The sequence below is a fragment of the Methylobacterium sp. 1973 genome (genome assembly GCF_040545035.1).
Classification (GTDB): Bacteria; Pseudomonadota; Alphaproteobacteria; order Rhizobiales; family Beijerinckiaceae; genus Methylobacterium; species Methylobacterium fujisawaense.
Window position 1 is genome coordinate 144091 of record NZ_JBEPLA010000012.1, and the last position, 23840, is coordinate 167930.

Consider the following 23840-nt stretch of genomic DNA (forward strand, 5'->3'; position numbering starts at 1 on the left):
GGTCAACCGGTAAAGCGATTGTGAAGAGCCTCATCAACACAGGTGCGCGCCGAGTTGTCACCGGAACGACGAAGGGCGCGGCGCGCGCCGCGCCCTCCGCCTGTCCGACGCGTCTGGTTGAGGTCAGTGCGCGTGGGCGCCGGACGCCCCGATGCCCGTCTCGGAGCGCACATACTGCGCCTCGAAGGCGGCCCGCTCGCGCTGGGCCCGGCGGGACTTGTCCATGAGCGACACGACCCAGATCGTCGCGAAGGCCAACGGCATCGAGAACAAAGCCGGGTTGTCGTAGGGGAAAAGCGGGGCCGGGTTGCCCAGCGTCGTCACCCACACGGCTTTCGACAGCACCACCATGATCACCGCGGCGAGCAGGCCGACGAGGCCGCCGGCCAGCGCACCCCAGGTGGTGGTGCCGCGCCACAGGATCGACATGGCCAGCACCGGGAAGTTGCAGCTCGCCGCCACCGCGAAGGCCAGGCCCACCATGAAGGCGACGTTCTGGTTCTCGAACACATAGCCGAGGTAGATCGCCACGATGCCGATCACCACCGCCGAGATCTTCGACAGGTTGACCTCGTGCTTCTCGGTGGTGCGCCCGCGGGCGATCACCTGGGCGTAGAGGTCGTGGCTGATCGCCGAGGCGCCGGCGAGCGTCAGGCCCGCCACCACGGCCAGGATGGTCGCGAAGGCCACGGCGGAGATGAAGCCGAGGAAGTACGGGCCGCCCACGGCGTTGGCGAGGTTCACCGCCACCATGTTGGTGCCGCCGATCATGTCCTTCAGCTTGTCGAAGGTCCCGGCCGCGCCGAGCTTGAAGTAGACCGGATCGGACATCAGCAGGGCGATGCCGCCGAAGCCGATGATGAAGGTGAGGATGTAGAAGTAGCCGATCAGGCCGGTGGCGTAGAACACCGACTTGCGCGCGGCCTGCGCGTCCGAGACCGTGAAGAACCGCATCAGGATGTGCGGCAGGCCGGCGGTGCCGAACATCAGGCCGACGCCGAGGGAGATCGCCTCCACCGGGTTCGACACGAGTCCGCCCGGCGCCATGATGGCGTCGCCCTTCGGGTGAACCTGCACGGCGTTCGCGAACAGCATCTCGGGGTTGAAGCCGTATTTCAACAGCACTGCGCCGGCCATGAAGGTCGCGCCGCCGAGGAGCAGGCAGGCCTTGATCACCTGCACCCAGGTGGTCGCCTTCATGCCGCCGAAGGCGACGTAGACGATCATCAGGACGCCGACGATGATCACCGCGTAGAGATAGGGCAGGCCGAACAGGAGCTGGATCAGCTTCCCGGCGCCGACCATCTGGGCGATCAGGTAGAACGCCACCACCACGAGGGTGCCCACCGCCGAGATGATGCGGATCGACGTCTGGTCGAGACGGAAGCTCGCCACGTCCGCGAAGGTGAACTTGCCGAGGTTGCGCAGGCGCTCCGCGATCAGGAACAGCACGATCGGCCAGCCGACCAGGAAGCCCGTGGAATAGATCAGCCCGTCGAAGCCCGAGGTGTAGACGAGGCCGGAGATGCCGAGGAACGAGGCGGCCGACATGTAATCGCCGGCAATCGCCAGGGAGTTGGTCCCCGCCGAGATGCCGCCGCCCGCCGCGTAGAAGTCGGCGGCGGACTTCGTGCCCTTCGCGGCCTTGTAGGTGATGCCGAGCGTCAGCAGCACGAAGAACAGGAACATCAGGATGGCCGGCCAGTTCGTGACCGATTGCTGCACGGCCCCGAGATCCGGGCCGGCGGCATAGGCCGCGCTGGCGGCGATCGTGCCGAGCGTCAGGCCGAGGAGGAGCCGGTTCATCGGGCGACGCTCCGCTTGAGGGCGGCGCTCAGCGCGTCGAAACGCGTGTTGGCCCGGGCCACGTAGACGCCGGTCAGTGCGAAAGCGAACAGGATCACGAAGACGCCCGCGAACAGCCCGAGGGAGGCGGTGCCGCCAACCTTCACGGCGAGCAGCGACTTGTCGAAGGCGATGAGCCCGATGAAGCCGAAATAGACCACCAGCATCAGGATGGTCAGCGTCCAGGCGAAGCGGGTGCGCTCATGGACGAGTTGCTGGAATTCGGGTGTCCGGACAATCCGCTCGACCTGCGGATCGACCTCCGTTCCGAGTGCGCGTGTTCCCGGGGGCGCCGTGCGCCCTCGAAGGCCGAGTGTCGTGCCGCTCATGGCTTTTCCTCCCGCGAGGGCACTCTGGCCCCCCGGTTCATCGCGTTGAAGTTCGTGGTTCTTGTTGGAGACGGGCGCCGCCCCGGCACCCGTCCCGGTCCGAACCCGCGCCGCTATGGCCGCGGCGCGGATGCGATCAGGCCCGGTTCTGCCGGTTCTCGATCAGGTCGTCGACCACGGCCGGCTCGGCCAGGGTCGAGGTGTCTCCGAGCGAGCTGAAATCGTCCTCGGCAATCTTGCGCAGGATTCGGCGCATGATCTTGCCCGAGCGGGTCTTGGGCAGGCCCGGCGCGAACTGGATCAGGTCCGGAGAGGCGATCGGCCCGATATCCTTGCGGACCCAGGTCACCAGCTCCTTGCGCAGGGCGTCGTCGCCCTCCTCGCCGTCGTTGAGGGTCACGTAGGCGTAGATGCCCTGGCCCTTCACGTTGTGCGGGTAGCCCACGACCGCCGCCTCGGCGACCTTCGGGTGGGCGACCAGCGAGGATTCGACCTCTGCGGTGCCCATGCGATGGCCGGAGACGTTGATGACGTCGTCAACGCGTCCGGTGATCCAGTAATAGCCATCCGCATCGCGCCGGGCGCCGTCGCCGGTGAAGTACTTGCCCGGATAGGTCGAGAAGTAGGTCTGCTCGAACCGCTCGTGGTCGCCGTAGACCGTACGCATCTGTCCCGGCCAGGAATCGGCGATGCAGAGATTGCCCTCGCAGGCCCCTTCCAGAACCTTGCCCTCGGCATCGACCATCTCGGGCGTCACGCCGAAGAACGGCCGGGTTGCCGAGCCGGGCTTGAGCGCGGTGGCGCCCGGCAGCGGGGTGATCAGGATGCCGCCGGTCTCGGTCTGCCACCACGTGTCGACGATCGAACAGCGCTTGTCGCCGACGACGTTGTAGTACCATTCCCAGGCTTCCGGGTTGATCGGCTCGCCGACGGAGCCGAGCACGCGCAGCGAAGCCCGCGAGGTCTTCTTCACCGGCCCCTCGCCGCCGCCCATCAGCGAGCGGATGGCGGTGGGCGCCGTGTAGAAGATGTTGACCTTGTGCTTGTCGATCACTTCCCAGAAGCGGGACGTCGACGGATAGGTCGGGATGCCCTCGAACATCAGCGTCGTCGCGCCGTTGGCGAGCGGTCCGTACACGATGTAGCTGTGGCCGGTGACCCAGCCGACATCGGCGGTGCACCAGTACACGTCGCCCTCGCGGTAATCGAAGACGTATTCATGCGTCATCGACGCGTAGACGAGGTAGCCGCCCGTGGTGTGCACCACGCCCTTCGGCTGACCGGTCGAGCCCGAGGTATACAGGATGAAGAGCGGATGCTCGGCCTCCACCGCCACGGCGGGGCACTCGTCGGTCACCTGCTCGGCGGCCTCGTCGTAATAGACGTCCCGGCCCGCCTCCATGGAGACGCTGCCGCCTGTGCGGCGCACGACGATCACGTGGTCGACGAGATCCGCGTCGAGCCGCTTGATCGCTTCGTCGACATTGGCCTTCAGCGGCACCTTGCGGCCGCCGCGCAGGCCCTCGTCGGCGGTAATCACCAGCTTGGAGCCGCACCCCTGGATGCGCGACGCCAGCGAGTCGGGGGAGAAGCCGCCGAACACGATGGCGTGGATCGCCCCGAGCCGCGCGCAGGCGAGCATCGCGTAGGCGGCCTCCGGGATCATCGGCATGTAGAGCGTGACCCGATCGCCCTTGCCGACGCCGCGATTGCGCAGGACGTTGGCCATCCGGCAGACCTGCGCGTGCAGCTCCCGGTAAGTGATGTGCTTCGACTCGTCGGGATTGTCGCCTTCCCAGATGATCGCGGTCTGGTCGCCGCGGGTCTCCAGATGACGGTCGATGCAGTTATGGGCGACGTTGGTCTTGCCGTCTTCGAACCACTTGATCGAGACCTTGCCGGGCTCGAAGCTGGTGTTCTTCACGGTGGAGAACGGCGTCATCCAGTCGATGCGCTTGCCGTGCTCGGCCCAGAACGCATTCGGATCGGCGACGGACGCCGCATACATCTCTTGATACTTGGAATCGTCGACGTGAGCGCCCTCACGCCACGCGTCCTTCACCTCGATGACCTTGCCTTGCATGGCGTTCCATCCCTGATTGGTGCCCGATCGTATCGCGGTGGCGGCCGCGCAGCCAGGACTTCCAAAGTAATGTAGCCTACAATTTACGATGACGATATGATCGCGGTTTCGCGCGCGCTCAGATCAAGTCCCGTAAATAAATTGGGCACAATGTAAGAGCTGATTGAGGCTTCGATGCTGCGCTGTCAAGCGCGGGGAGCCTGGCGAACGATCACCCGCCGTCCTCTGTTTCCGCCCCCGGACGATGGCCGGTACAGGGCGCGCTTTCGGGGACGCGTCGGCGCGCGATCGGCCAGGGACCTATCCGTTCGCCACCCGTCGCGTCGGCATGATGATTTCCACGAGCGTGCCGTCTTCCGGGCGTGCGGAGAGCTGGAGGCGGCCGCCGTTGGCCTCCACCAGGGCACGCGGCAGTGCCAGCCCGTCCTCGACGGATTCCTTCGGGTCTTCCACCCGCGGAGCAGGCCCGGCGCCGGTACCGCGCACCCGCAGGGCAACGGCCGCCCGTTCCGCCGACCCGGTGGAAACGATGATCTGGCTTCCGGCGGCGGAGCGTCGGATCGCGTTCTCGATCACGAGGCTGGCCGCGCGGCTGACCGAGCGCTCGTCGGCTTCCAAGTCGCCGAGATCGGTGGAGAAGCTCGTCCGCATGACGACCCGGCCCCGCGCTGCCTCGCCCTGAAGGCGGGCGACGCAACCCGCCACGACGTCGTTGAGGTCGAGAGCGCGGGGTTCGAGGCGCAGCGAACCGGCCTCGACTGCGGCAAGATCCAGAAGCTTGCCGACCCGTTCCAGGATCGTCTCGCCCGACGCTTTGATCTCCGCCAGGCAGTCCCTGTAGCGCGTGTCGCCGAGGGGCCCGAAGGGCTCCTTCAGCATCGCGTTTGCCAGATCGATCATCCCGGTGACGGGGCCGCGCACGGCGCCGTCGAGCCGGCTCAAGGCCTCTCCGCCGCCCGGCACGGTTTCCGGGCGACTGGCTGCGCCCGCCTCTCCGGGCGCCGCGCGACCGGCATGGTCGAGCGTGACCACCCGTCGTCCAAGAGGCCCCGCGACGGCGAGCGACATCGGCTTGCCGGCCAGGACAATGGAGCGCCGCTCCGGGGCCGCGCCGCGCAGGGCATCGGCGATCGTCAGGACGCTCTGACGGTCGAACAGGCTGACGAAACTGCCGCCGACGACCTCGCGCGGATCGCATCCGAACAGGCCGGCCGCGGCGTGGTTCAACGCGACGATGCGGCCGGCCCCGTCGACGGTGACGACCCCGATCTCCAGTGCGTTCAGGGCCGCCTCGGCACGGGCCGTCCGTTCCGTCTGGGCGGCGCGGGCGAGGCGCTCGGCGGTGAGCGCATCCGCGACATCGGCCTCATCGACAGGGCGTGCGATCAGGCACGTCGCAGCGGCGCCTGCCCAGCTGCAGGCGCCGCTCAGAAGTTCCACCGGACGCGTATGGCCCTCGACCGACTTCACCGTGGTCCGGCGTGCCGCGTCGCCAAGCGCATCGCCAAGCGCGTCCGAAGGCGGCAGACCCGGGAGAAGTCCGGAGAGCCCGGTGCGGGCGAGGCTCGGCAGGTCGGGATGGCCTGTCAGATCCAGAAAGCCGCGATTGGCGGCGACGATGGTGCCGTCGTGGTGGATCAGCGTCGGCAGCGGCAGACCCGCGAGAAGGTCGGCCTGCGGAGGAGCGGCCACATCGACGGGCTGCTCGACACTGGCCCCGTCGGTTTCCGTGCTGGCCTCCTCGGAGACCACGGGGAGTTCCACCGGATTGGTCTGCGGCGCGGGGAACGGCATCACCGCGCCGCTCTCGGCCTTCGGCGCCCCTGATTCAGGATCGACCTCGTCGCCGGCATAGCGTGCGCCCAGCGCCCGGGCGATTTCCCGGAAGGCGGCATGCTCATCAGTCGAGAGCGGTGTCGCGATGAGATCCGGCGCAGGCGCGACCGGGCTTTCGGCTTCGACGGGCTCGGGGAGAGGCGACGCGGGCGCCGAAACCGACGATTCCGGCGGCGGCGCCGCGGGCTCGGCGACGACCTTGATTGCGTTCGGCGCGCTCCGGATCAGGCCGAACCCGCCGAAGCCGGAGAACGCAGCATCACCCCGCCCCAGAGGGGCGCCGGAGAGATCGACCCGGAACGGCCCGGTGCCGCCATCGAGTACCGCCGATTCGCCGCGGAAGGTTCGCCGGTCGCGCAGGGCCGCCAGCACGGAGTCGGCTTCGGACAGGAGGCCTGTCGCCGCCATGTCCTGCCACCGCTGCCCCACGAGGCCCGCGAGGGCCTCCGGCCCGGTGAGGGTGGTCAGGACACCCGCGGCATCGATGCGCCACAAGAAGCGGTTGTCCCGCCCCATCGAGGATGGCGTCGCCTGCGGATGCGCCGGCGGCGCGCTTGCGCTCGCCGGGGGCGCGACGGGGCGGACCGGCCGGGCGCGGGCGGCCGTCACGGGCGTGGTCGGTACCACGAGGATGGCGGGACGACCGTCCGCCTGAGTACCGCGCGCCAGCCAGCACAGTGCCGGTGGGGCGATGCGGCGGACATCCAAACGGAGGCGCGCGAGGCGGGGCGCGGCGTCCCCTGCGGTCGCGGCAACAATCTGACGGATCAAACCGACGAGCGCGGAGCCGGTCAGGGTCTCGGCCAAGGGCGCCGCCGCATCGGACGCGTACAGGATCTGCCCCGCCGACGGGTCGACCACGAAATGCACGGTGTCCCGAGCGCCGAGCGTGGCGGCCAGGGCCGGCACGCGCGCCCAGGCCGCGAAGGCAGTCGCCAGCCCGGGCTGGGCTGCACCGGCCATCGGTGTCACTGTCGTCTCCAAAGCCCGCGACCTCGAACCCAAACGCGATCCGTCACGTTCCATGGGCTCGCTTTGCCCGAGAAACGCCCGTGACCGTAGCCCTATTGTAAACTCCCTTGCGCCGCGACGCTGGACTCTGGGCGCAACCGTCACACGTTTACGTCATGGCAACCTTAACGCCATGGGCGTGGGTGGCATAAGGCGGCGAATCAGATATTGTGCACCGCACAAAGCGCCATCCACAGAGCAATCAAGAGAGGAGACGTAGAATGAGCAACCCCCCGAATTACGAAGTCCCGGCCGAGATGCGTGACTTTGCCGAGAAGAGCGTCGAGCAGGCCCGCAAGGCCTTCGACAGCTTCATCGGCGCGGCCCGCCGCACGGCCGATACCGTGCAGGGTTCGGCCGAGATGGCCCGATCCAACGCGCTGGACGTCTCCTCGCGCGGCTTCGAGTATGCCGAGCAGAACGTGAACGCGGCCTTCGATCTCGCCCAGAAGCTGGTTCGCGCCAAGGACGTTCAGGAGGCCATGCAGCACCAGGCTGAGTTCGTGCGCAGCCAGTTCGCCGCCATCCAGGCGCAGGCCAAGGAGTTCAGCGGCCTCGCGCAGAGCGCGATGCAGCAGGGCGCCGAGCGTGCCAAGTCGGCGATGCAACAGGGGGCCGACGAGGCCCGCAAGGCCATGGAGCAGGGCCAGGACGCCGCCAAGCAGACGGCCCAGGACGCCCAGGACGCCGCCGAGCGCGCGACGCACTGAGGCTCGCACCGATCAACGGGGCTGCGACCCGTTCCCGGGCTCCGGGGGCGGGTCGTCTCGTTTTCGCCGGTATTGCCGCCGAGAGCCGCCGGGCGGACGCGTTGAGTCCGCGCCGAGCGAAGGAATCAGGGATGCGCCTTACTGTTTCGGGCCGATCCGGCCTGCGTGGTCCGTTCCGGCTCGCGATCGCCGCGCTGGCGCTCGCGGCCGCGTTGCCGGCCGGCGCGGCGCGGGCCCAATATTACGACGATCCGGGTTACGACGGTGAATACCGGCCTGTCCCCCGCCGGGCGCAGCGCGCCCCCGTCGGTTACAACTGCGATGCGGTCCAGCAGGGCATCACCGGACCGAAGCCGTTCTCGTGTCCTCTGCCCGGCCCGCGGCCCCTCGGCGTGCGCTGCTTCTGCGACATGCCGATCGCCTCGTTCAGCCCGCCGCAGACCGCTGTCGGGCGCGTCGTCCCGTAACGAAACGGGCCGCGCATTCGGATGGGTGGCGCGGCCGGTCTCGTGGGGGCGGGGTCCGGCGAGGATGGTCCCGCCGGATCGAACTCAGTTCAGAACGACGACCTTGGCGCCGACCTTCACACGCTCGTAGAGATCGGTGACGTCGTCATTGGTCATCCGGATGCAGCCCGACGACACCGCCTGACCGATCGTGTCCGGCTCGTTGGAGCCGTGGATGCGATACTCGGTGCTGCCGATGTACATGGCACGGGCGCCGAGCGGATTCTCGATGCCGCCGGCCATGTAGCGCGGCAGGTCGGGACGGCGGGCGATCATGGCCTTCGGGGGCGTCCACGACGGCCACTCGCGCTTGGCGGTGATCTTGTTGGTGCCGCTCCAGCTGAAGCCCGGGCGACCGACGCCGACGCCGTACCGGATCGCCTGACCATCGCCCAGAACGAAGTACAGGCGGCGCTCGGCGGTGGAGACCACGATGGTGCCGGGCGCGTAGGGCGCGTTGAACGCCACGACCTCACGGGGGATCGGCTGGACCTGCGCCTGCGGCGCCGCCTGCACGCCCTGACCATAGCCCGGGGCGTAAGTGCCCTGGTAACCGTACTGTCCCTGATCCGAGTAGTACTCGTCGGAGCCGTCCGTACCGAAGGGATCGTACGACGAAGCGGCGAGGGCTGGCGTTGCGGCAAGAACAGCCACGCCGAGGAGCGCGCCGAGTGCGGTGACCGAGGTCTTCATGAGTGGCCTGCCTGTGCAATAACCTTTGCCTTTACAAGCGTGAGCATAGGCAGGCAGTTCCACACATCCGCCATGAATCTGCTGTTGGGCGGAATACGCAGGGCCGCTCGACCGTACGGTGCGCCGCGGCTCGGGCCAGGGCCCGCGGCTTGCTCAGGTCACCTCGTCGGTGTGGATGTCGAACCGTGCGAGGTGGGCGTAGCCGAAATTGGTCGAGATCGCGCAGTCGGTGGCGTCGCGGCCGCGGGCCATGACGATGCGGCCGATCCGGGGCCGGTTGTGGCGGGCGTCGAACGTGTACCAGCGCGGTCCGTCGGGCCCGTGGAGGTAGACCTCGAACCACGCGGAGAAGTCCATCGGCGCCGGATCCTTCGGCACGCCGATGTCGCCCAGATAGCCGGTGGCGTAGCGCGCCGGGATGTTCATGCACCGGCACAGGGCGATCGCCAGATGCGCGAAGTCCCGGCACACGCCCTCGCGCTGCATGAAGGCGTCATGCGCACTCCTCGTGGCATCGGCGCGTTGGTAGTCGAAGCGGATCCGCTCGTGCGTGTAATCGACGATGGCCTGGACGCGCGCCCAGCCCTCCGGCGTGGTGCCGAACAGTGACCACGCCGTCTGCGAGAGCCTGTCGGTGTCGCAATAGCGCGAGCCCAGCAGGAAGATCAGGACATCGTCGGGCAGATCTTGGACCGGGATCTGGCGGGCCTCCGGCACGACCGGATCGGGCAGCCCCGTATCGTCAACGGTGAGGTCCGTCGAGATCGTCAGCTGTCCGGGCGGCGCGACGATCCGGTGGCAGATGTTGTCGAAGGCGTCGCGGTATTCACGGGCCTGGAGCGGCGGATCGAAGCCGATTCCATGCGGGGTCGTCACGTCCTGCATCCGTGAAGGATGGACGCTGAGCATCAAAATCATCGGTGTTGGCTGCGACAGCGTGAACGCAATCTCGAAACCCGTCCTGATCTTCATCGCGGCCACCTTGCTCTGTCGCCTTCCGCGCGCACTCGCCGCGCATGCCTGTCCCGGATCCGGATGCTCACCCGTGCTCAACGCGCGAGGGGCGGCGGCAGCCCTTGCAGGCTGTGGGCCGTCGTCCCGTCGGTGGGCAATTCCACCACGTTGACATCGACGCGCATGCCGAGATCGTCGCTGCTGAGGCCGAAGAAGGAGCCGTGCAGCGGAACGGCCTGAGCGGGGTCGCGGGCCACCGCCACGCGGATCAGGTCGCGGTTGCCGACGATGCCGTTGGTCGGGTCGAACTCGACCCAGCCCGCGCCGGGCAGGTAGACCTGCAGCCACGCATGGGTGGAGCCGCCGCCCACGTGGCGGGCGCGGTCGTTCCGGGGATTGTAGAGATATCCGGAGACGAACCGGGCGGCCATGCCCAGCGCGCGCACGCCCTCCATCATCAGCACGGCGAAGTCCCGGCAGGATCCGAGCTTCGTGCGCAGCGTCGTCAGCGGATCCTGCACGCCCTTCTCGGCACGGGCCAGATAGGTGAAGTTCGCGCGTACGCTGCGCGTCATGGCGGCCAGCAATTCCTGCGTGGGGATGCGTCCCTGAGGCGGCAGGAAGCTTCGCGCCCAGGCATCGACCTCGTGGCGCGGGTCGGGCCATTGCCGCTCGATCGAGCGGGCGAGATCCGGCATGTCCTCGGCACCGTAGCCGAACGGATAGTGCGTCGCGTGCGGTGCGAGCGGGAACACCGGCGCGTGTTCCGGCGTGTGGTCGAGGGTGATGCCGCAATCGAAGGTCAGGACTTCGGCGCGGATGTCGAAGGTCGTGACGGCCACACAATTTCCGAACACGTCGAACAGCCAGCGCTGCGAGGCCGGTTCGGGCGTGATGTCGAGGGTCGCCGCGATCAACCGCTGATCGTAGCTGTCGCGCGGCCGGAACATGATCCGGTGCTCACCGAAGGCGACCGGACGTCGATACCGGTAAGTCGTGCGGTGGCGGACAGACAGGATCGGCAACGTCACAGTCTCCCGGCTCGTGCCGACACGACCGGCGGTCATGCAAGGGCCGGGCCTTCCCGATCCGCATCGTGCAGCGACGATACGGGTCCGACGGCCCGCACAGATCCGGGTTCACGATCCGTCCGGACTTCCGGCCCTGCCGTCAGGCGCGGGTGACGCGTCCGGGCTCTGCCGGATGGTTCGAAAGCGACGATGAACGGACTCGGGGGAGGCCGCCGGCTCTCAAACGACCGGAGGAGCCGGATCGGAAGTGGCGCGCTCGGCTTCGACCAGCACGTCCAGGGGGCGCCAGGGCTTGGCGATGAACACGGCCTCGGGCGGCATCTCCGGCCGCGGCAGGCCATGCCCGGAGGTGATCACCAGCCGGGCCCGCGGCCACAAGGTCGCCACCGCGCGGGCGAGCTGGAGGCCGTCCATATGGCCGGCCAGCCGGACATCGGCGAAGACCAGGGCGACGTCGCCGCCGCGTGCCTGAAGGACCGACAGCGCGGCCTCGGCGCTGTCGCAGCCGACCACGTCGAGTTCCGTCTCTTCGAGCAGGGTCTCGGCCAAGGCCCGAATCGCGGGATCGTCCTCGACGACGAGGGCGACGCGCCGCGGATCGGTTTCGGCCGCCACGGCGACCGGCCCGGCTGCGGCGACCCTGTCGTCCTCGGTCTGCCGGACGCGGCGCACCAGCGCGGCGAGGTGCTCCGGCATGCCCTCGGACACCAGATCATCGTAGAACGACGCCAGTGTCTGACCGATCTGGTCGAGAGGAATACCTGGCGACAGCGTATCATTGAGCGGCAGGGGCGCGCTCGTTCCGTGCTTTTTCAAGGACTTCCCCCGAAGTCGAACGTCGTGCCGCTCAAGGAGGCGGCGCTTGAGGAGGAAAGTCGGCAATCCGCCCCTGGTTGCGCGCGACGTTGGGAATCCCGCATCGCACCCGCCGCCCGTTACGGCGTGGCGAGGCCCAGGTCGGCGTCGGCGTAAGCCATGATCCCGGACACTTCGCGGACGTTCTGATAGCGCGTGCCGCGGGTGCTCATCATCGCCTCGAACTTCTCGTGGACCTGTGCCACCGACAGGCTCATCGGCTTGCGGTGACGTCCGCGCCCGACGAAGCGCCCGGCGGCGAAGAAGATCGAGCGGTTGGCCCGGGCCGGGCCCGGGAGCAGGGCCGCCGCGGCGGCGGCCGGCTTGTTCACGACGTTGGCGAGGAACTCCCCGGCATCGTCCGGCCCGAGGAAGTGGGCGAGGTAGACCTCGCCGAGGGTCAACTCGCGGCCGATGCGCAGGGCGATGCGGGCGGCGTCGCGCTTCAGCATCTCGCCGGCCATCAGGGCCGACAGGTACGGGTCGCGGCGCAGCTCCAGCACACGGGCGCGTTCCGCCTGATCGGCGATCACCGGCCGGTCGTTGGCGTCGGACGTGATCGACGCGGCCTCCTTCTCCAGCCCGTATTTGGGCCCGAAGTCGCGGACCACACCGAGCCAGGTCCGCTCAATGAACTGAAAGAGGCCCGTCGCCGAGGAAGTCTTGGCCTGAACGGCCGTGACGAAGCTCGACTCCTTGTCGGCAACTGCCATCAGCAGCACCGGATCGGTCTGAACGGCCTGGGCCGCCCGCACGATCGTCTGCACCAAGTGGCGCCGGATCTTCATCGGGCCGAATTCGAGAATGTCGTTGGGGTCGCCGGCGGCGCTCTCGGAGAGAAGGAAGTCGTACGACACGCGGTCGACCGTGTTGGAGCCGAGATCGGTGTCGAGATCGTGCACGGGGGCGAAACTGGAGGCGGCGCGGAGCGGCGTCTGGTCGAGCTCGGTATTCAGGGCGACTGTGTGGATGCGCGGGCGCGGCATCGGGAGTTCGGTAGCGGCTTCCGCCGTGGACACGGCCGGCGACAGGCCGACCTTGGCGAGATCCACGCCCGATCCGATCAGCGCGGCGCTGAGGCCGCCGGCGATCATCGACACGGTGAGCAGCGAGCGGAACAGCGCGGGGCGGCTGCCATGGGCACGGCCCAGCATGGGCTGTGCGGCGATCACGTCGGCGCGGTTCGAGCCGAAATGGCTCTGCTTGCCGGTGATGGTCCTCGGCGATCCGACCGTGCGGCCCTGCATCGTTATCCCGACTCTCCACACGCCGTTGTGGCGCTACGGACTCACCATCGCTTGACAGATGTGGCGACAACACGGCCGTGCTTGTGGCCGAGTTGCGGCGTCCCGGGGAGATTTCGGGGCAGGCCGCCCGTGACTCGCGCGGCATCCCTCCTTAAGAGGGCGCCATGCGGGCGCCGGGCGGATGACGCGCGGCCGCCCTTTCCCGTCCGTCCTGCCAGAGTCAGCCCCGATGAGCGGCGTCAACGAGATCCGGTCGACCTTCCTCGACTACTTCGCCAAGGCGGGACACGAGGTCGTGCCCTCCTCGAGCCTCGTGCCGAAGAACGATCCGACGCTCATGTTCACGAACGCCGGCATGGTGCAGTTCAAGAACGTCTTCACGGGGATGGAGAAGCGCGCCTACGACCGGGCGACGACGGCGCAGAAATGCGTGCGGGCCGGCGGCAAGCACAACGACCTCGACAATGTCGGGTACACGGCACGTCACCACACCTTCTTCGAGATGCTCGGCAACTTCTCGTTTGGCGACTACTTCAAGGACCGGGCGATCGAGCTGGCCTGGACCCTGATCACGAAGGAATTCGGCCTCAAGTCCGACAGGCTCCTCGTCACCGTCTACGCCGACGACGACGAGGCCGCCGGCCTGTGGAAGAAGATCGCCGGCTTCCCGGACGAGAAGATCATCCGGATCGGGACCTCCGACAATTTCTGGCAGATGGGCGATACCGGCCCCTGCGGTCCCTGCTCGGAGATCTTCATCGACCAGGGTCCGGCGCTGCAGGGCGGGCCGCCCGGCTCTCCGGACGAGGACGGCGACCGGTTCCTGGAGTTCTGGAACCTCGTGTTCATGCAGTACGAGCAGCTGGAGCCGGGCGTCCGCAACCCGCTGCCGCGGCCGTCGATCGACACCGGCATGGGCCTGGAGCGCATGGCGGCGATCCTCCAGGGCGTCCACTCGAACTACGACACCGACCTGTTCCGCGCCCTCATCGACGCCGTGGCCCACGCCGTGTCGCGGGCGCCGGAGCCGGCGACGCTCGCATCCTACCGGGTGATCGCCGACCACCTGCGGGCGGCCTCCTTCCTGGTGGCCGACGGCGTGCTGCCCGGTAACGAAGGGCGCGGCTACGTGCTGCGCCGGATCATGCGCCGCGCCATGCGCCACGCCGAGATCCTGGGCGCCCGCGAGCCCACCATGTTCCGCCTCGTCCCGACGCTGGTGCGCGAGATGGGCCAGGCCTATCCGGAGTTGATGCGGGCCGAGAGCCTGATCGCCGAGACCCTGAAGCTGGAGGAGACCCGCTTCCGCCGCACCCTCGAGCGGGGCCTGTCGATCCTCGACGCCGAGAGCCGCGACCTCAAGCAGGGCGACAAGCTCTCCGGCGAGACCGCGTTCACCCTTTACGATACCTACGGCTTCCCCCTCGACCTGACGCAGGACGCCCTGAAGGCCCGTGGCATCGGCGTCGATACCGACGCCTTCTCGGCGGCGATGCAGCGTCAGAAGCAGGCGGCCCGCGAGGCCTGGAAGGGCTCGGGCGAGGCGGCCACCGAGACGGTGTGGTTCGGTTTGCGCGAGCGCGTCGGTGCCACCGAGTTCCTGGGCTATGAGACCGAGACGGCCGAGGGCATCGTCACGGCGCTGCTGCGCGACGGCGCCGAGGTGCAGAGCCTCGACGCCGGCCAGACCGGCCTCGTCCTCGTCAACCAGACGCCGTTCTACGGCGAATCGGGCGGCCAGGTCGGCGATACCGGCCTGATCCTGGCGCCGGGCGTGCGGGCGCGGGTAACCGACACCCAGAAGAAGCTCGGCGACCTGTTCGTCCACCACGTGACCGTGGAGGAGGGAAGCTTGGGCCTCGACCAGCCGGTAGAGCTCAAGGTCGACCATGTCCGCCGCAAGGCGATCCGGGCCAACCACTCGGCCACCCATCTGCTGCATGAGGCTCTGCGGCAGGTGCTGGGTGATCACGTCGCGCAGAAGGGCTCGCTCGTGAGCCCCGATCGTCTGCGTTTCGACATCAGCCACCCGAAGCCCATCGAGGCGGATGAACTCGCCCGGGTGGAGGACATCGCCAACGCCGTGCTGCTGCAGAACGCGCCGGTCGTGACCAAGCTGATGGCCGTGGACGACGCCATCGCGTCGGGCGCCAGGGCGCTGTTCGGCGAGAAGTACGGCGACGAGGTGCGGGTGGTCTCGATGGGGCTGCCTATCGACGAGGAGGCCGCGCAGGGCCGGCCGAAGACCTTCTCGGTCGAACTGTGCGGCGGCACCCACGCCGGGCGCACCGGCGATATCGGAGCGATCACCATCGTGGGCGAGAGCGCGGTGGGGTCCGGCGTGCGCCGGATCGAGGCTCTCACGGCCGACGCGGCGCGACATCATCGGGCCGAGGAGGCCCGGACCCTGGCGGCGCTGGCCGGCATTCTCAAGGCCCCGGTCTCCGAGGCGCCCGATCGTCTGACGTCACTGATGGAGGATCGGCGGCGCCTTGAGCGTGAACTGGCCGAGACCCGCCGGAAGCTCGCCATGGGCGGCGAGGGTGGTCCGGGCTCCGGCGCTCAGCAAACTGAGATCGGCGGCGTGGCCTTCCGCCGCTCGGTGGTGGAAGGGCTCGACATGCGCGACCTCAAGCCGATCGTCGATGAGGAGAAGAAGCGTCTGGGCTCCGGCATCGTGGCGGTGGTCGGCGTCGCCCCGGACGGCAAGGCGGGTCTGGTCGTTGGGGTCACGGACGACCTGACCGGGCGCTACGATGCCGTCGGGCTCGTGCGGGCTGGAGCGGGCGCGCTCGGCGGCAAGGGAGGCGGAGGCCGGCGCGACATGGCGCAGGCCGGCGGGCCGAACGGAGCCGGAGCCGAGGCCGCCCTTGACGCAATCGCGCAGGCTCTCACCGAAGCGGCCTGAGACGCGCCCGCAAGGAACTGCGCCGTCTCCGGTGCGGCCGTGGAGGCGAGCGGCGGGATGGTCGGGGTCCCGCCCTCGGCGGCTTACGTGTTTCCGCCGACGCCGCCGCCCTGTGGTGTCGCCCGCGACGGGGGATTGGCGTTGCCCGCTGCGGCCAGATCGGTCGCCATCCTGTCGCCCGGCCGACCGGTGGGGCAGTAGGTCCCGGTCGCGGCGTTACCGGTAGCGTCGCTCTGCTTACTCACAACGCCCGAGGCGCGGGCGCGACTGTGCCTGGACTGGGTCCGGCGCGAGGGCGGGCAGGCCAACGAGGCGGGCGAGGAGGGGCTGGGTCATGAGCCCCCGTTTCGGTTTCTGACCCACGCGACCTCAGCGGCGCAGACCCGATCCTGCATCGTTGCGGCGCCGGCGCCGGCCTGCGGGGGCCTCGGTTATTTGACGCGCGTCCAGGTCTGCTGCTTGCAGAATACGCTCATCACGCAACCTGAGACTTCGAGCGTATCCGGGCCCGTGAGCTTCAGCGAACCGGAATAGGTCTTGCCGTCGTTCGGATTGTAGAGGGAACCCGAGTAGCCGCCGCCTTGGGGCTGACGCGCGTCGAGGATTTGAACGCCCACGACGCTGCGACCGCGCAAGGCCGGATCCGGGTTCTTCGCGTCGAGTCCCTTCCCCGGTGCGCTGACGATCGTCCCGCAGAAGCCGCTCCCGCAGGGCGTGATCCGAACGCGGGAGCTGCCGGTCTCCGTGAGCCAGAAGCCAGCCGGGTCGGCCGCCAGAACCGGACCGCACGCCGTGCCCATCGCGAGCAGTGTCAGAATCGAGCGACGAAGCCTCGAACCCATCCCTGGTCCTCTCCTGTCCAGAATGCGGATGGGTACTTAGCGCGATGCTCGGGGCAGCGCACTGCCCAGATAAGTCTCGACCACCTCGCAGAACGGCTCGCCGGCGGCAGTTGAGAGCACGGCATCGATCTCGAAGAGCGGATCGTCGGGGCCCGGATCCGTGCGCTGGTCCGGCGCGCGAACCGCGACGGTGTCGCGAACCGGGGCGAGGGGACGCACGACCCGGCCGAAGGGCGTCCGCGTGCTGTCCAGCGTCGCGTTCATCTCCGGCGTGAGGCGTGCGGGCACATACCAATTGTCCGCTTCCGACAGGACGCGGTCGCCGCAGGCGAGGCGGACCCGCCGATAGCGCACGGGCTCGTCCGGCCCGATCGCCAGCCGCGCCCGCTGCACCGCCGTCAGAGGCTTGTCCGCCACCGGTATCCGCTCGGCGACGAGGTGAGGATCCCCCGCAAGCTTGTGGTCGGCACACCAGCTCTCGAGGGCGAAGGTCGCGCTGTGAGCCGCGAGAATGCGGCTCCGCAGCGAGGCGATGAGCGCCTGCGGGCTTTCAGCCGGCGCCGGCGCGGCGGCAGGACCGGACACGGACGCCCCATCGCGCGCAGAACTTGGCGACCCGGTCATCGGGACAAGCGCCGCCAGAGCCACGCGCAGCGCCCACCGGCGGAATGCGGGCTGCCGGGTTCGACGGCCGTCGCGCGTCGATCGATCCCGTGCCAAGTATGGCGAAATACAAAGGGCATGGCGGAAAGACTTTCCGGTGTGCCACAGCATCTCGAGCCATGTCCTCCCAGTCGAAATACCAGGTCTTCGCCGATCGCCGCAGCGTCGAGGCCCGGCAGAACGTGCTGACCGGGCTGTTTCCTGGCCGAGTCGGCGACGCGGGCCAAGATCTATACAAGACGCGTCCATCCGTCGAGCTGCCCGCCGCCTGGCGGACCCGTCCCCGGGCGAAGATGATCCTACCGGCGCCCGACCGGCGGCAGGTCGGTGCAGAGCCCGAGGCCGGCTTCGGCCGCGAGGCCGATCGTCTCGCCGAGGGTCGGATGGGGATGGATGGTCCGGGCGATGTCGGTGGCATCGGCGCCCATCTCGATTCCCAGCGCGACCTCGCCGATCATGTCGCCCGCGCTCGGGCCGACGATGGCGCCGCCGACAACGCGCTTGGTCTGCGCATCGAACAGCAGCTTCGTCAGACCGTAATCGGCGCCGTTGGCGATGGCCCGGCCCGAGGCCGCCCAGGGGAAGCGGGCGACCTCCACGGCCCGCCCCGAGGCCTTGGCCGCCGTTTCCGTCAGGCCCACCCAGGCGATCTCGGGATCGGTGTAGGCCACCGAGGGGATCACGGCGGCATCGAAGCCGGCCTTGTGGCCGGCGGCCACCTCGGCGGCCACGTGCCCCTGGTGGACGGCCTTGTGGGCGAGCATTGGCTGCCCGACGAGATCACCGATGGCGAGAATATGCGGCACGCTGGTCCGCATCTGCGCGTCCACGGGCACGAAGCCGCCATCCAGCACCACGCCGGCGGCGTCGAGGCCCAGGTTCGCGCCGTTCGGACGACGCCCCGCGGCCTGGAGTACGAGGTCGTAGGTCTGCGGCTCGGCCTCGCCAGCGATAGATACGGCGATGCCCTCCGGTGTCGCCTCTGCCGCCATCACCTCCGTACCCGTGCGAATTCGGTCGAACCGATGCGCGTTCCGCTTCGTCCAGACCGCCACGAGATCTCGGTCGACGCCCTCCAGCAGGTTCGGCAGGCGTTCGACCACGTCGACCCGGGCGCCCAGTGCGCTGTAGACGGTCGCCATCTCCAGGCCGATGATGCCACCGCCGATCACCAGCAACCGGCGCGGCACAAAGGGCAGCTCCAGCGCCCCCGTGGAATCCACGATGCGGGGATCGTCCGGCAGCATCGCCAGCGCCACCGGCGACGAGCCCGCGGCCACGATGGCGCTGGCGAAGGTGACGTGGCGCGTGTCGCCACCATGCAGCGCCACCGAGACCGCGCTCGGGCCCGTGAAGCGTGCGGTCCCGCGGATCACCTCGACCTTGCGCTGGCGCGCCATCTGGGCGAGCCCGTCGGTGAGGCGCCGGACGGTGCCGGCCTTGAAGCTCCGGAGCTTTTCCAGGTCGACCGTCGGTGCGCCGAAGCTGATCCCGTGCGCGGCCAGCCGGACGGCCTCCTCGGTCACCGCAGCCACGTGGAGCAGCGCCTTCGAGGGAATGCAGCCCACGTTGAGGCAGACGCCGCCGAGGGTCGCGTCACGCTCCACCAGGATCACCCGCTGCCCGAGATCGGCGGCCCGGAAGGCGGCCGAGTAGCCGCCCGGTCCGCCGCCGATCACCAGGAGGTCGCAGCCCGCCTCCGCCTGCCGCTTCGGTGGCGGCGCGGCGGGGGCCGGCACAGGTGCCGGCTCGGTGCGCACCTCGGGCGCCTCCACCGTGAGGCGGGCGACGAGGGTGCCGGCCGAGACCGTGTCGCCGAGGCCGACCAGCATCTCCACGAGGCGGCCCGCCGCCGGGGAGGGGATGTCCAGCGTCGCCTTGTCGGATTCGACCACCAGCAGGGTCTGGTCCCTGGCGACCGGCTGGCCGGGCGCCACCGGGATCTCGATGACGGGCACGTCGGCGTAATCCCCGAGATCGGGGACGCGGATGTCGAGGGTCTCGGGCATGGCGGCGGCGGTCACAGGAGGGCGCGGCGGAGGTCCGAGAGGACCGACGCCACATGGCCGAGGAAGCGGGCGGCGGCGACGCCGTCCACGACGCGGTGGTCCCAGGAGAGGCTCAAGGGGAGGATCAGGCGCGGCTGGAAGGCTTTGCCGTCCCACACCGCCTCGGTGCGCGAGCGCGCCGCGCCCAGGATCGCGACCTCGGGGGCGTTGATGATCGGCGTGAAGCCGTCGCCGCCGATGCCGCCGAGCGACGAGACTGAGAAGCAGCCGCCCTGCATGTCCGAGCCCGGGAGGGTTCCTGCCCGGGCCTTCTCGGCCATCGCGGCCATCTCGGTGGCAATCTCGATCAGGCCCTTGCGGTCGCAGTCGCGCACCACCGGCACCATCAGGCCCTTCGGCGTGTCCACCGCGAAGCCGACATGGACGTAGTCCTTCAGGACCAGCTCGCCGCCCGCCAGGGAGGAATTGAAGCGCGGGTAGGCGCGCAGCGCCGAGGCCGCCGCCTTGATCAGGAAGGCCACCATGGTGACCTTCGCGGGCGGCGTGCGGGTCTCCGTGTTCAGGCCGACCCGGAACGACTCGATCTCGGTGACGTCGGCCCGGTCGAAATTGGTCACGTGCGGGATCGTGAGCCAGTTGCGGCTGAGATTGGCCCCCGAGAGACTCTGGATGCGCGACAGCGGTTCGCGCCGGACCGGGCCGTATTTGGCGAAGTCCACGTCCGGCCAGGGCGGCAGGCCGGCGCCGATGCCGGACGCGGCGGCGGGCGCCGGGACCGGCGCGCCGAGCGCCGCCTTGACGAAGGCGTGTACGTCCTCGCGCAGGATCCGCCCTTTGGGCCCGGTGGCGGCGACGCGGTCCAGCTCCACGCCGAGCTCGCGGGCGAGTTGGCGGACGGACGGGCTGGCATGCACCGCGCCGCGGTTCGCCTGGATCGGATCGGCCTGTATCGGCTCCGGCGAGGCGCGACCGGCTCCCTCTCCCGTCCGGGAGAGAGTTGGGGTGAGGGGGGCGCCGTCTCCGGACAACCCTGATGCCTCACTCTGTCCCTCTCCCGAACGGGAAAGGGGACCCGCGCTCCGCTCGGGGGACGACGCGGCCGCGGCAGCGGGGGGGGCGTCCGGCACCGGTGCGGCCCCGCTGCCCTCCGCGGGCTCCACCGTCAGGATCGGGGTTCCTTCCGACACCTTCGACCCCACGGAGACCAGCAACTCGCGGACGATGCCGGCGACCGGGGAGGGAACCTCCATGGTGGCCTTGTCGGACTCGATGCTGAGGATCAGGTCGTCCACCGCGAGGCGGTCGCCGGGCTTCACCAGAAGCTCGATGACCGGCACGTCCCGATAGTCGCCGATATCCGGAAGGGCGATCTGCAGCGCGGCGCTCATGCGGGTGGAATTCCGGTTGCTGGAAGGCTGTTACGGCCTGTCCGCGTGCGGGCAGGGGAAGAGAGGCGCGATGTCGTCGACGCGCCGGATCTCCCAGCCACGCCCTCATCCTGAGGCGCCGGAGCGCAGCGGAGGCCTCGAAGGAGGGCTCCAGGGATCGCACGGCCGGCTGGAGAGCTCCTTCGAGGCGCGCTGCGCGCGCACCTCAGGATGAGGTCGCGGGTGGGTTCGCCGATTGGCCTCAGATCGTCCAGGGCGCGGGCGCGTCCGCCGCGATGCCGTAGCGGCGGATCGCGTCCGCCACCGTGGCGCGCGGCACCGTCCCGGCTTCCGCCAGGGCGTGCAGCGCCGCGATGACCACGTGCTGCCGGTCGACCTCGAAGAACCGGCGGAGCGCGTTGCGGGTGTCGCTCCTCCCGAACCCGTCTGTGCCGAGGGCGACGAAGCGCGCGCCGACATAGGAGGCGATCAGCTGCGGGTAGGCCCGGACGTAGTCGCTCGCCGCGACGATGGGCGCCGTGCCCGGCAGCAGCGCCGCCACGTGGCTGACCGGCGCCTCGGCTTCCGGGTTGAGCATCGCCTGCCGCTCGGCCTCGCGGGCGTCGCGGGCCAGCTCGCTGAAGCTCGTCACGCTGAACACCTCGGCGGCGACGCCGAAATCCTGCGCAAGCAGCTCCGCCGCCGCGATCACCTCCGGCAGGATCGCCCCGGAGCCGAGGAGCCGCACGGCGGCGCCCCCCGTCCCTTGCCCGACCTCCGGTCCCGACAGCCGGTACATGCCCTTCAGGATCCCGGCCTCCGCCCCCTGCGGCATGGAGGGCTGGGCGTAGTTCTCGTTCATCGCGGTGAGGTAGTAGAAGGCGTCCTCGCCCTCCTCCATCATCGCCCGGGCGCCCCGGTCGACGATCACCGCCATCTCGTACGCGAAGGCCGGATCGTAGGCCCGACAGTTCGGGATCGCGGCCGCCTGCATGTGGCTCGACCCGTCCTGGTGCTGAAGGCCCTCGCCGCCCAGCGTGGTCCGGCCCGCCGTGGCGCCGATCAGGAAGCCGCGGGCCCGTTGGTCGGCCGCCGCCCAGATCAGGTCGCCGACCCGCTGGAAGCCGAACATCGAGTAGTAGATGTAGAACGGCAGCATCGACAGGCCGTGGACGCTGTAGGCCGTGGCCGCCGCCGTCCAGGACGAGATCGCCCCGGCCTCGGTGATGCCTTCCTCCAGGAGCTGACCGTCCCGGGCCTCGCGGTAGTAGAGCATCGAGCCGGCATCCTCCGGCTCGTAGAGCTGGCCCTGCGGCGCGTAGATCCCGACCTGCCGGAACAGGTTGGCCATGCCGAAGGTCCGGGCCTCGTCGGCGACGATCGGGACGATGCGCGGCCCGAGATCCTTGTGCTTCAGGAGGTTTCCGAATAGGCGCACCACCGCCGTGGTGGTCGACATCTCCTTGCCGCCCGCTTCGAGCGCGAAGCCCGCGTAGGTCGAGAGGGCCGGCACCGAGACGGTCGGCGCCGTGCGGCGGCGGGCCGGCAGGACGCCGCCGAGCGTCTCGCGGCGCTCGCGCAGGTAGCGCATCTCGGCGCCGTCCTCGGCCGGCTTGTAGAAGGCCAGACCCTCCACCTGGGCATCCGACAGCGGCAGGGCGAACCGGTCGCGGAAGGCGCGCAGCGCGTCCACGTCGAGCTTCTTGGCCTGGTGGGCGGTCATGCGCGACTCGCCCGCGCCGCCCATGCCGTAGCCCTTCTTGGTCTTGGCCAGGATCACCGTCGGCCGGCCCTTGGTGGCCTTGGCGGCGGCGAAGGCCGCGTAGAGCTTGCGAAAGTCGTGGCCGCCGCGCTTCAGCCGGTCGACATCGGCGTCCGACATGTGGGCGACGAGCTCGCGGACCTCCGGATCCTCGCCGAAGAAGTGGGCGAGGTTGTAGGCGCCGTCCTTGGCGCCCAGCGTCTGGTACTTGCCGTCCACCGTGTCGGCGAAGCGCCGCAGCAGGGCGTGGTTGGTGTCGCGGGCGAAGATCCCGTCCCACTCCGAACCCCACAGCACCTTGATGACGTTCCAGCCCGCGCCCCGGAACAGGCTCTCCAGCTCCTGGATGATCTGGCCGTTGCCGCGCACCGGTCCGTCGAGCCGCTGCAGGTTGCAGTTGATGACGAAGGTCAGGTTGTCGAGATTCTCGCGCGCTGCCAGCGCGAGGCCGCCGATCGATTCGGGCTCGTCCATCTCGCCGTCGCCGAACACGCCCCAGACGTGGCGGCCGGACGTGTCGGCTAGGCCCCGGTCGGCGAGGTAGCGCATGAACCGCGCCTGATAGACCGCGTGGATCGGCCCGATGCCCATCGAGCCGGTGGGAACCTGCCAGAAATCCGGCATCAGCCAGGGATGCGGATAGGAGCACAGACCGTCGCCGGCGATCTCCTGGCGGTAGTGCTTCAGCTGCTCCTCGGAGAGCCGCCCCTCGAGGAAGGCCCGGGCGTAGACGCCGGGGGCCGAGTGCGGCTGGAAATAGACGAGGTCGCCGTCCGTCCCGCCCTTGAAGAAGTGGTTGAAGCCGACCTCGAACAGCTCCGCCGCCGAGGCGTAGCTGGCCACGTGGCCGCCGAGCTCGCCGTAGGCCATGTTGGCGCGCACCACCATGGCGAGCGCGTTCCAGCGCATGATCGAGGTCAGGCGCTCCTCGATGTCGAGATCGCCGGGGTAGCGCGGCTGCTTCTCCAGCGGAACCGTGTTCCGGTAGGGCGAGTAGGGCAGGGCCTCGTCGAGGATGCCGATCTCCTTCGAGCGCCGCTCCAGGCGGTCGAGGATGAACCGCGCCCGGGCCGCGCCCTCGGTGCGGAAGACGGATTCCAGCGCGGCGAGCCAGTCCTGGGTCTCGGCCGGGTCGTGATCGACCTCGGCGGACCGCGCGATCGTGGCTTTCGGCGGTATGGCGTTCATC

General features: G+C 69.5%; 17 protein-coding genes. 3 read left to right on the top strand and 14 right to left on the bottom strand.

Annotated features, from left to right (window positions below):
* Positions 1-123: 123 nt before the first annotated feature.
* From ABIC70_RS21590 to ABIC70_RS21605, 4 genes are all read right to left on the bottom strand, one after another.
* Entirely contained in the window at positions 124-1806 is a 1683-nt protein-coding gene (locus ABIC70_RS21590) for a cation acetate symporter (protein ID WP_043353743.1), read from the bottom strand.
* A complete protein-coding gene (locus ABIC70_RS21595; protein ID WP_043353744.1) occupies positions 1803-2174 on the bottom strand; it encodes a DUF485 domain-containing protein in 372 nt (123 codons plus the stop codon). The genes ABIC70_RS21590 and ABIC70_RS21595 overlap by 4 nt, the downstream gene beginning before the upstream one ends.
* 136 nt (positions 2175-2310) lie before the next feature.
* Positions 2311-4257, bottom strand: coding sequence for an acetate--CoA ligase (gene acs / locus ABIC70_RS21600; protein ID WP_354441060.1), 1947 nt, complete (start codon positions 4255-4257; stop codon positions 2311-2313).
* Between the two features lie 300 nt (positions 4258-4557).
* Positions 4558-7209 carry a sensor histidine kinase gene (locus tag ABIC70_RS21605; RefSeq protein ID WP_354441062.1) on the bottom strand — a complete coding sequence of 884 codons (2652 nt, stop codon included), beginning with the start codon at positions 7207-7209 and terminating at the stop codon, positions 4558-4560.
* A 116-nt stretch (positions 7210-7325) separates the two neighbouring features.
* On the opposite strand from ABIC70_RS21605, the gene ABIC70_RS21610 reads away from it, so the two are divergent.
* Positions 7326-7814 carry a phasin gene (locus ABIC70_RS21610; protein ID WP_043353754.1) on the top strand — a complete coding sequence of 163 codons (489 nt, stop codon included), beginning with the start codon at positions 7326-7328 and terminating at the stop codon, positions 7812-7814.
* Between the two features lie 131 nt (positions 7815-7945).
* The gene (locus tag ABIC70_RS21615) at positions 7946-8281 is read left to right on the top strand and encodes a hypothetical protein (protein ID WP_051044905.1); all 336 of its coding nucleotides are present in this window, start codon (positions 7946-7948) and stop codon (positions 8279-8281) included.
* An 84-nt stretch (positions 8282-8365) separates the two neighbouring features.
* Here the strand turns inward: ABIC70_RS21615 and ABIC70_RS21620 are convergent, their stop codons facing one another.
* The 5 genes from ABIC70_RS21620 to ABIC70_RS21640 all read right to left on the bottom strand — a co-directional run bounded on the left by ABIC70_RS21620 (position 8366) and on the right by ABIC70_RS21640 (position 13100).
* A complete protein-coding gene (locus tag ABIC70_RS21620; RefSeq protein ID WP_043353755.1) occupies positions 8366-9013 on the bottom strand; it encodes a L,D-transpeptidase in 648 nt (215 codons plus the stop codon).
* Between the two features lie 153 nt (positions 9014-9166).
* Positions 9167-9985 (bottom strand): transglutaminase-like domain-containing protein, encoded by an 819-nt coding sequence (locus ABIC70_RS21625; RefSeq protein WP_354441065.1) that lies wholly within the window; start codon positions 9983-9985, stop codon positions 9167-9169.
* A 77-nt stretch (positions 9986-10062) separates the two neighbouring features.
* Positions 10063-10992 carry a transglutaminase family protein gene (locus tag ABIC70_RS21630; RefSeq protein ID WP_043760501.1) on the bottom strand — a complete coding sequence of 310 codons (930 nt, stop codon included), beginning with the start codon at positions 10990-10992 and terminating at the stop codon, positions 10063-10065.
* Positions 10993-11217: 225 nt separating this feature from the next.
* Positions 11218-11757, bottom strand: a complete 540-nt coding sequence (locus tag ABIC70_RS21635; RefSeq protein ID WP_043353767.1) for a response regulator — start codon at positions 11755-11757, stop codon at positions 11218-11220.
* A gap of 176 nt (positions 11758-11933) precedes the next feature.
* Positions 11934-13100 carry a transglycosylase SLT domain-containing protein gene (locus ABIC70_RS21640; protein WP_043760503.1) on the bottom strand — a complete coding sequence of 389 codons (1167 nt, stop codon included), beginning with the start codon at positions 13098-13100 and terminating at the stop codon, positions 11934-11936.
* Positions 13101-13329: 229 nt separating this feature from the next.
* On the opposite strand from ABIC70_RS21640, the gene alaS reads away from it, so the two are divergent.
* Complete coding sequence (gene alaS, locus ABIC70_RS21645; RefSeq protein ID WP_354441067.1) at positions 13330-16008, top strand: alanine--tRNA ligase; 2679 nt, start codon at positions 13330-13332, stop codon at positions 16006-16008.
* Positions 16009-16439: 431 nt separating this feature from the next.
* On the opposite strand, the gene ABIC70_RS21650 is transcribed toward alaS, so the two are convergent.
* From ABIC70_RS21650 to mdeB, 5 genes are all read right to left on the bottom strand, one after another.
* The gene (locus tag ABIC70_RS21650; protein ID WP_043353773.1) at positions 16440-16850 is read right to left on the bottom strand and encodes a DUF2147 domain-containing protein; all 411 of its coding nucleotides are present in this window, start codon (positions 16848-16850) and stop codon (positions 16440-16442) included.
* A gap of 36 nt (positions 16851-16886) precedes the next feature.
* On the bottom strand, positions 16887-17474 hold the full coding sequence (locus ABIC70_RS21655; RefSeq protein WP_043381805.1) for a hypothetical protein: 588 nt from the start codon (positions 17472-17474) through the stop codon (positions 16887-16889).
* A 338-nt stretch (positions 17475-17812) separates the two neighbouring features.
* A complete protein-coding gene (gene lpdA, locus ABIC70_RS21660; RefSeq protein WP_354441070.1) occupies positions 17813-19522 on the bottom strand; it encodes a dihydrolipoyl dehydrogenase in 1710 nt (569 codons plus the stop codon).
* Between the two features lie 11 nt (positions 19523-19533).
* Positions 19534-20910, bottom strand: a complete 1377-nt coding sequence (locus ABIC70_RS21665; RefSeq protein ID WP_354441072.1) for a 2-oxo acid dehydrogenase subunit E2 — start codon at positions 20908-20910, stop codon at positions 19534-19536.
* Between the two features lie 241 nt (positions 20911-21151).
* Positions 21152-23839, bottom strand: coding sequence for an alpha-ketoglutarate dehydrogenase (gene mdeB, locus ABIC70_RS21670; protein WP_354441074.1), 2688 nt, complete (start codon positions 23837-23839; stop codon positions 21152-21154).
* Between the last annotated feature and the right edge of the window lies 1 nt (position 23840).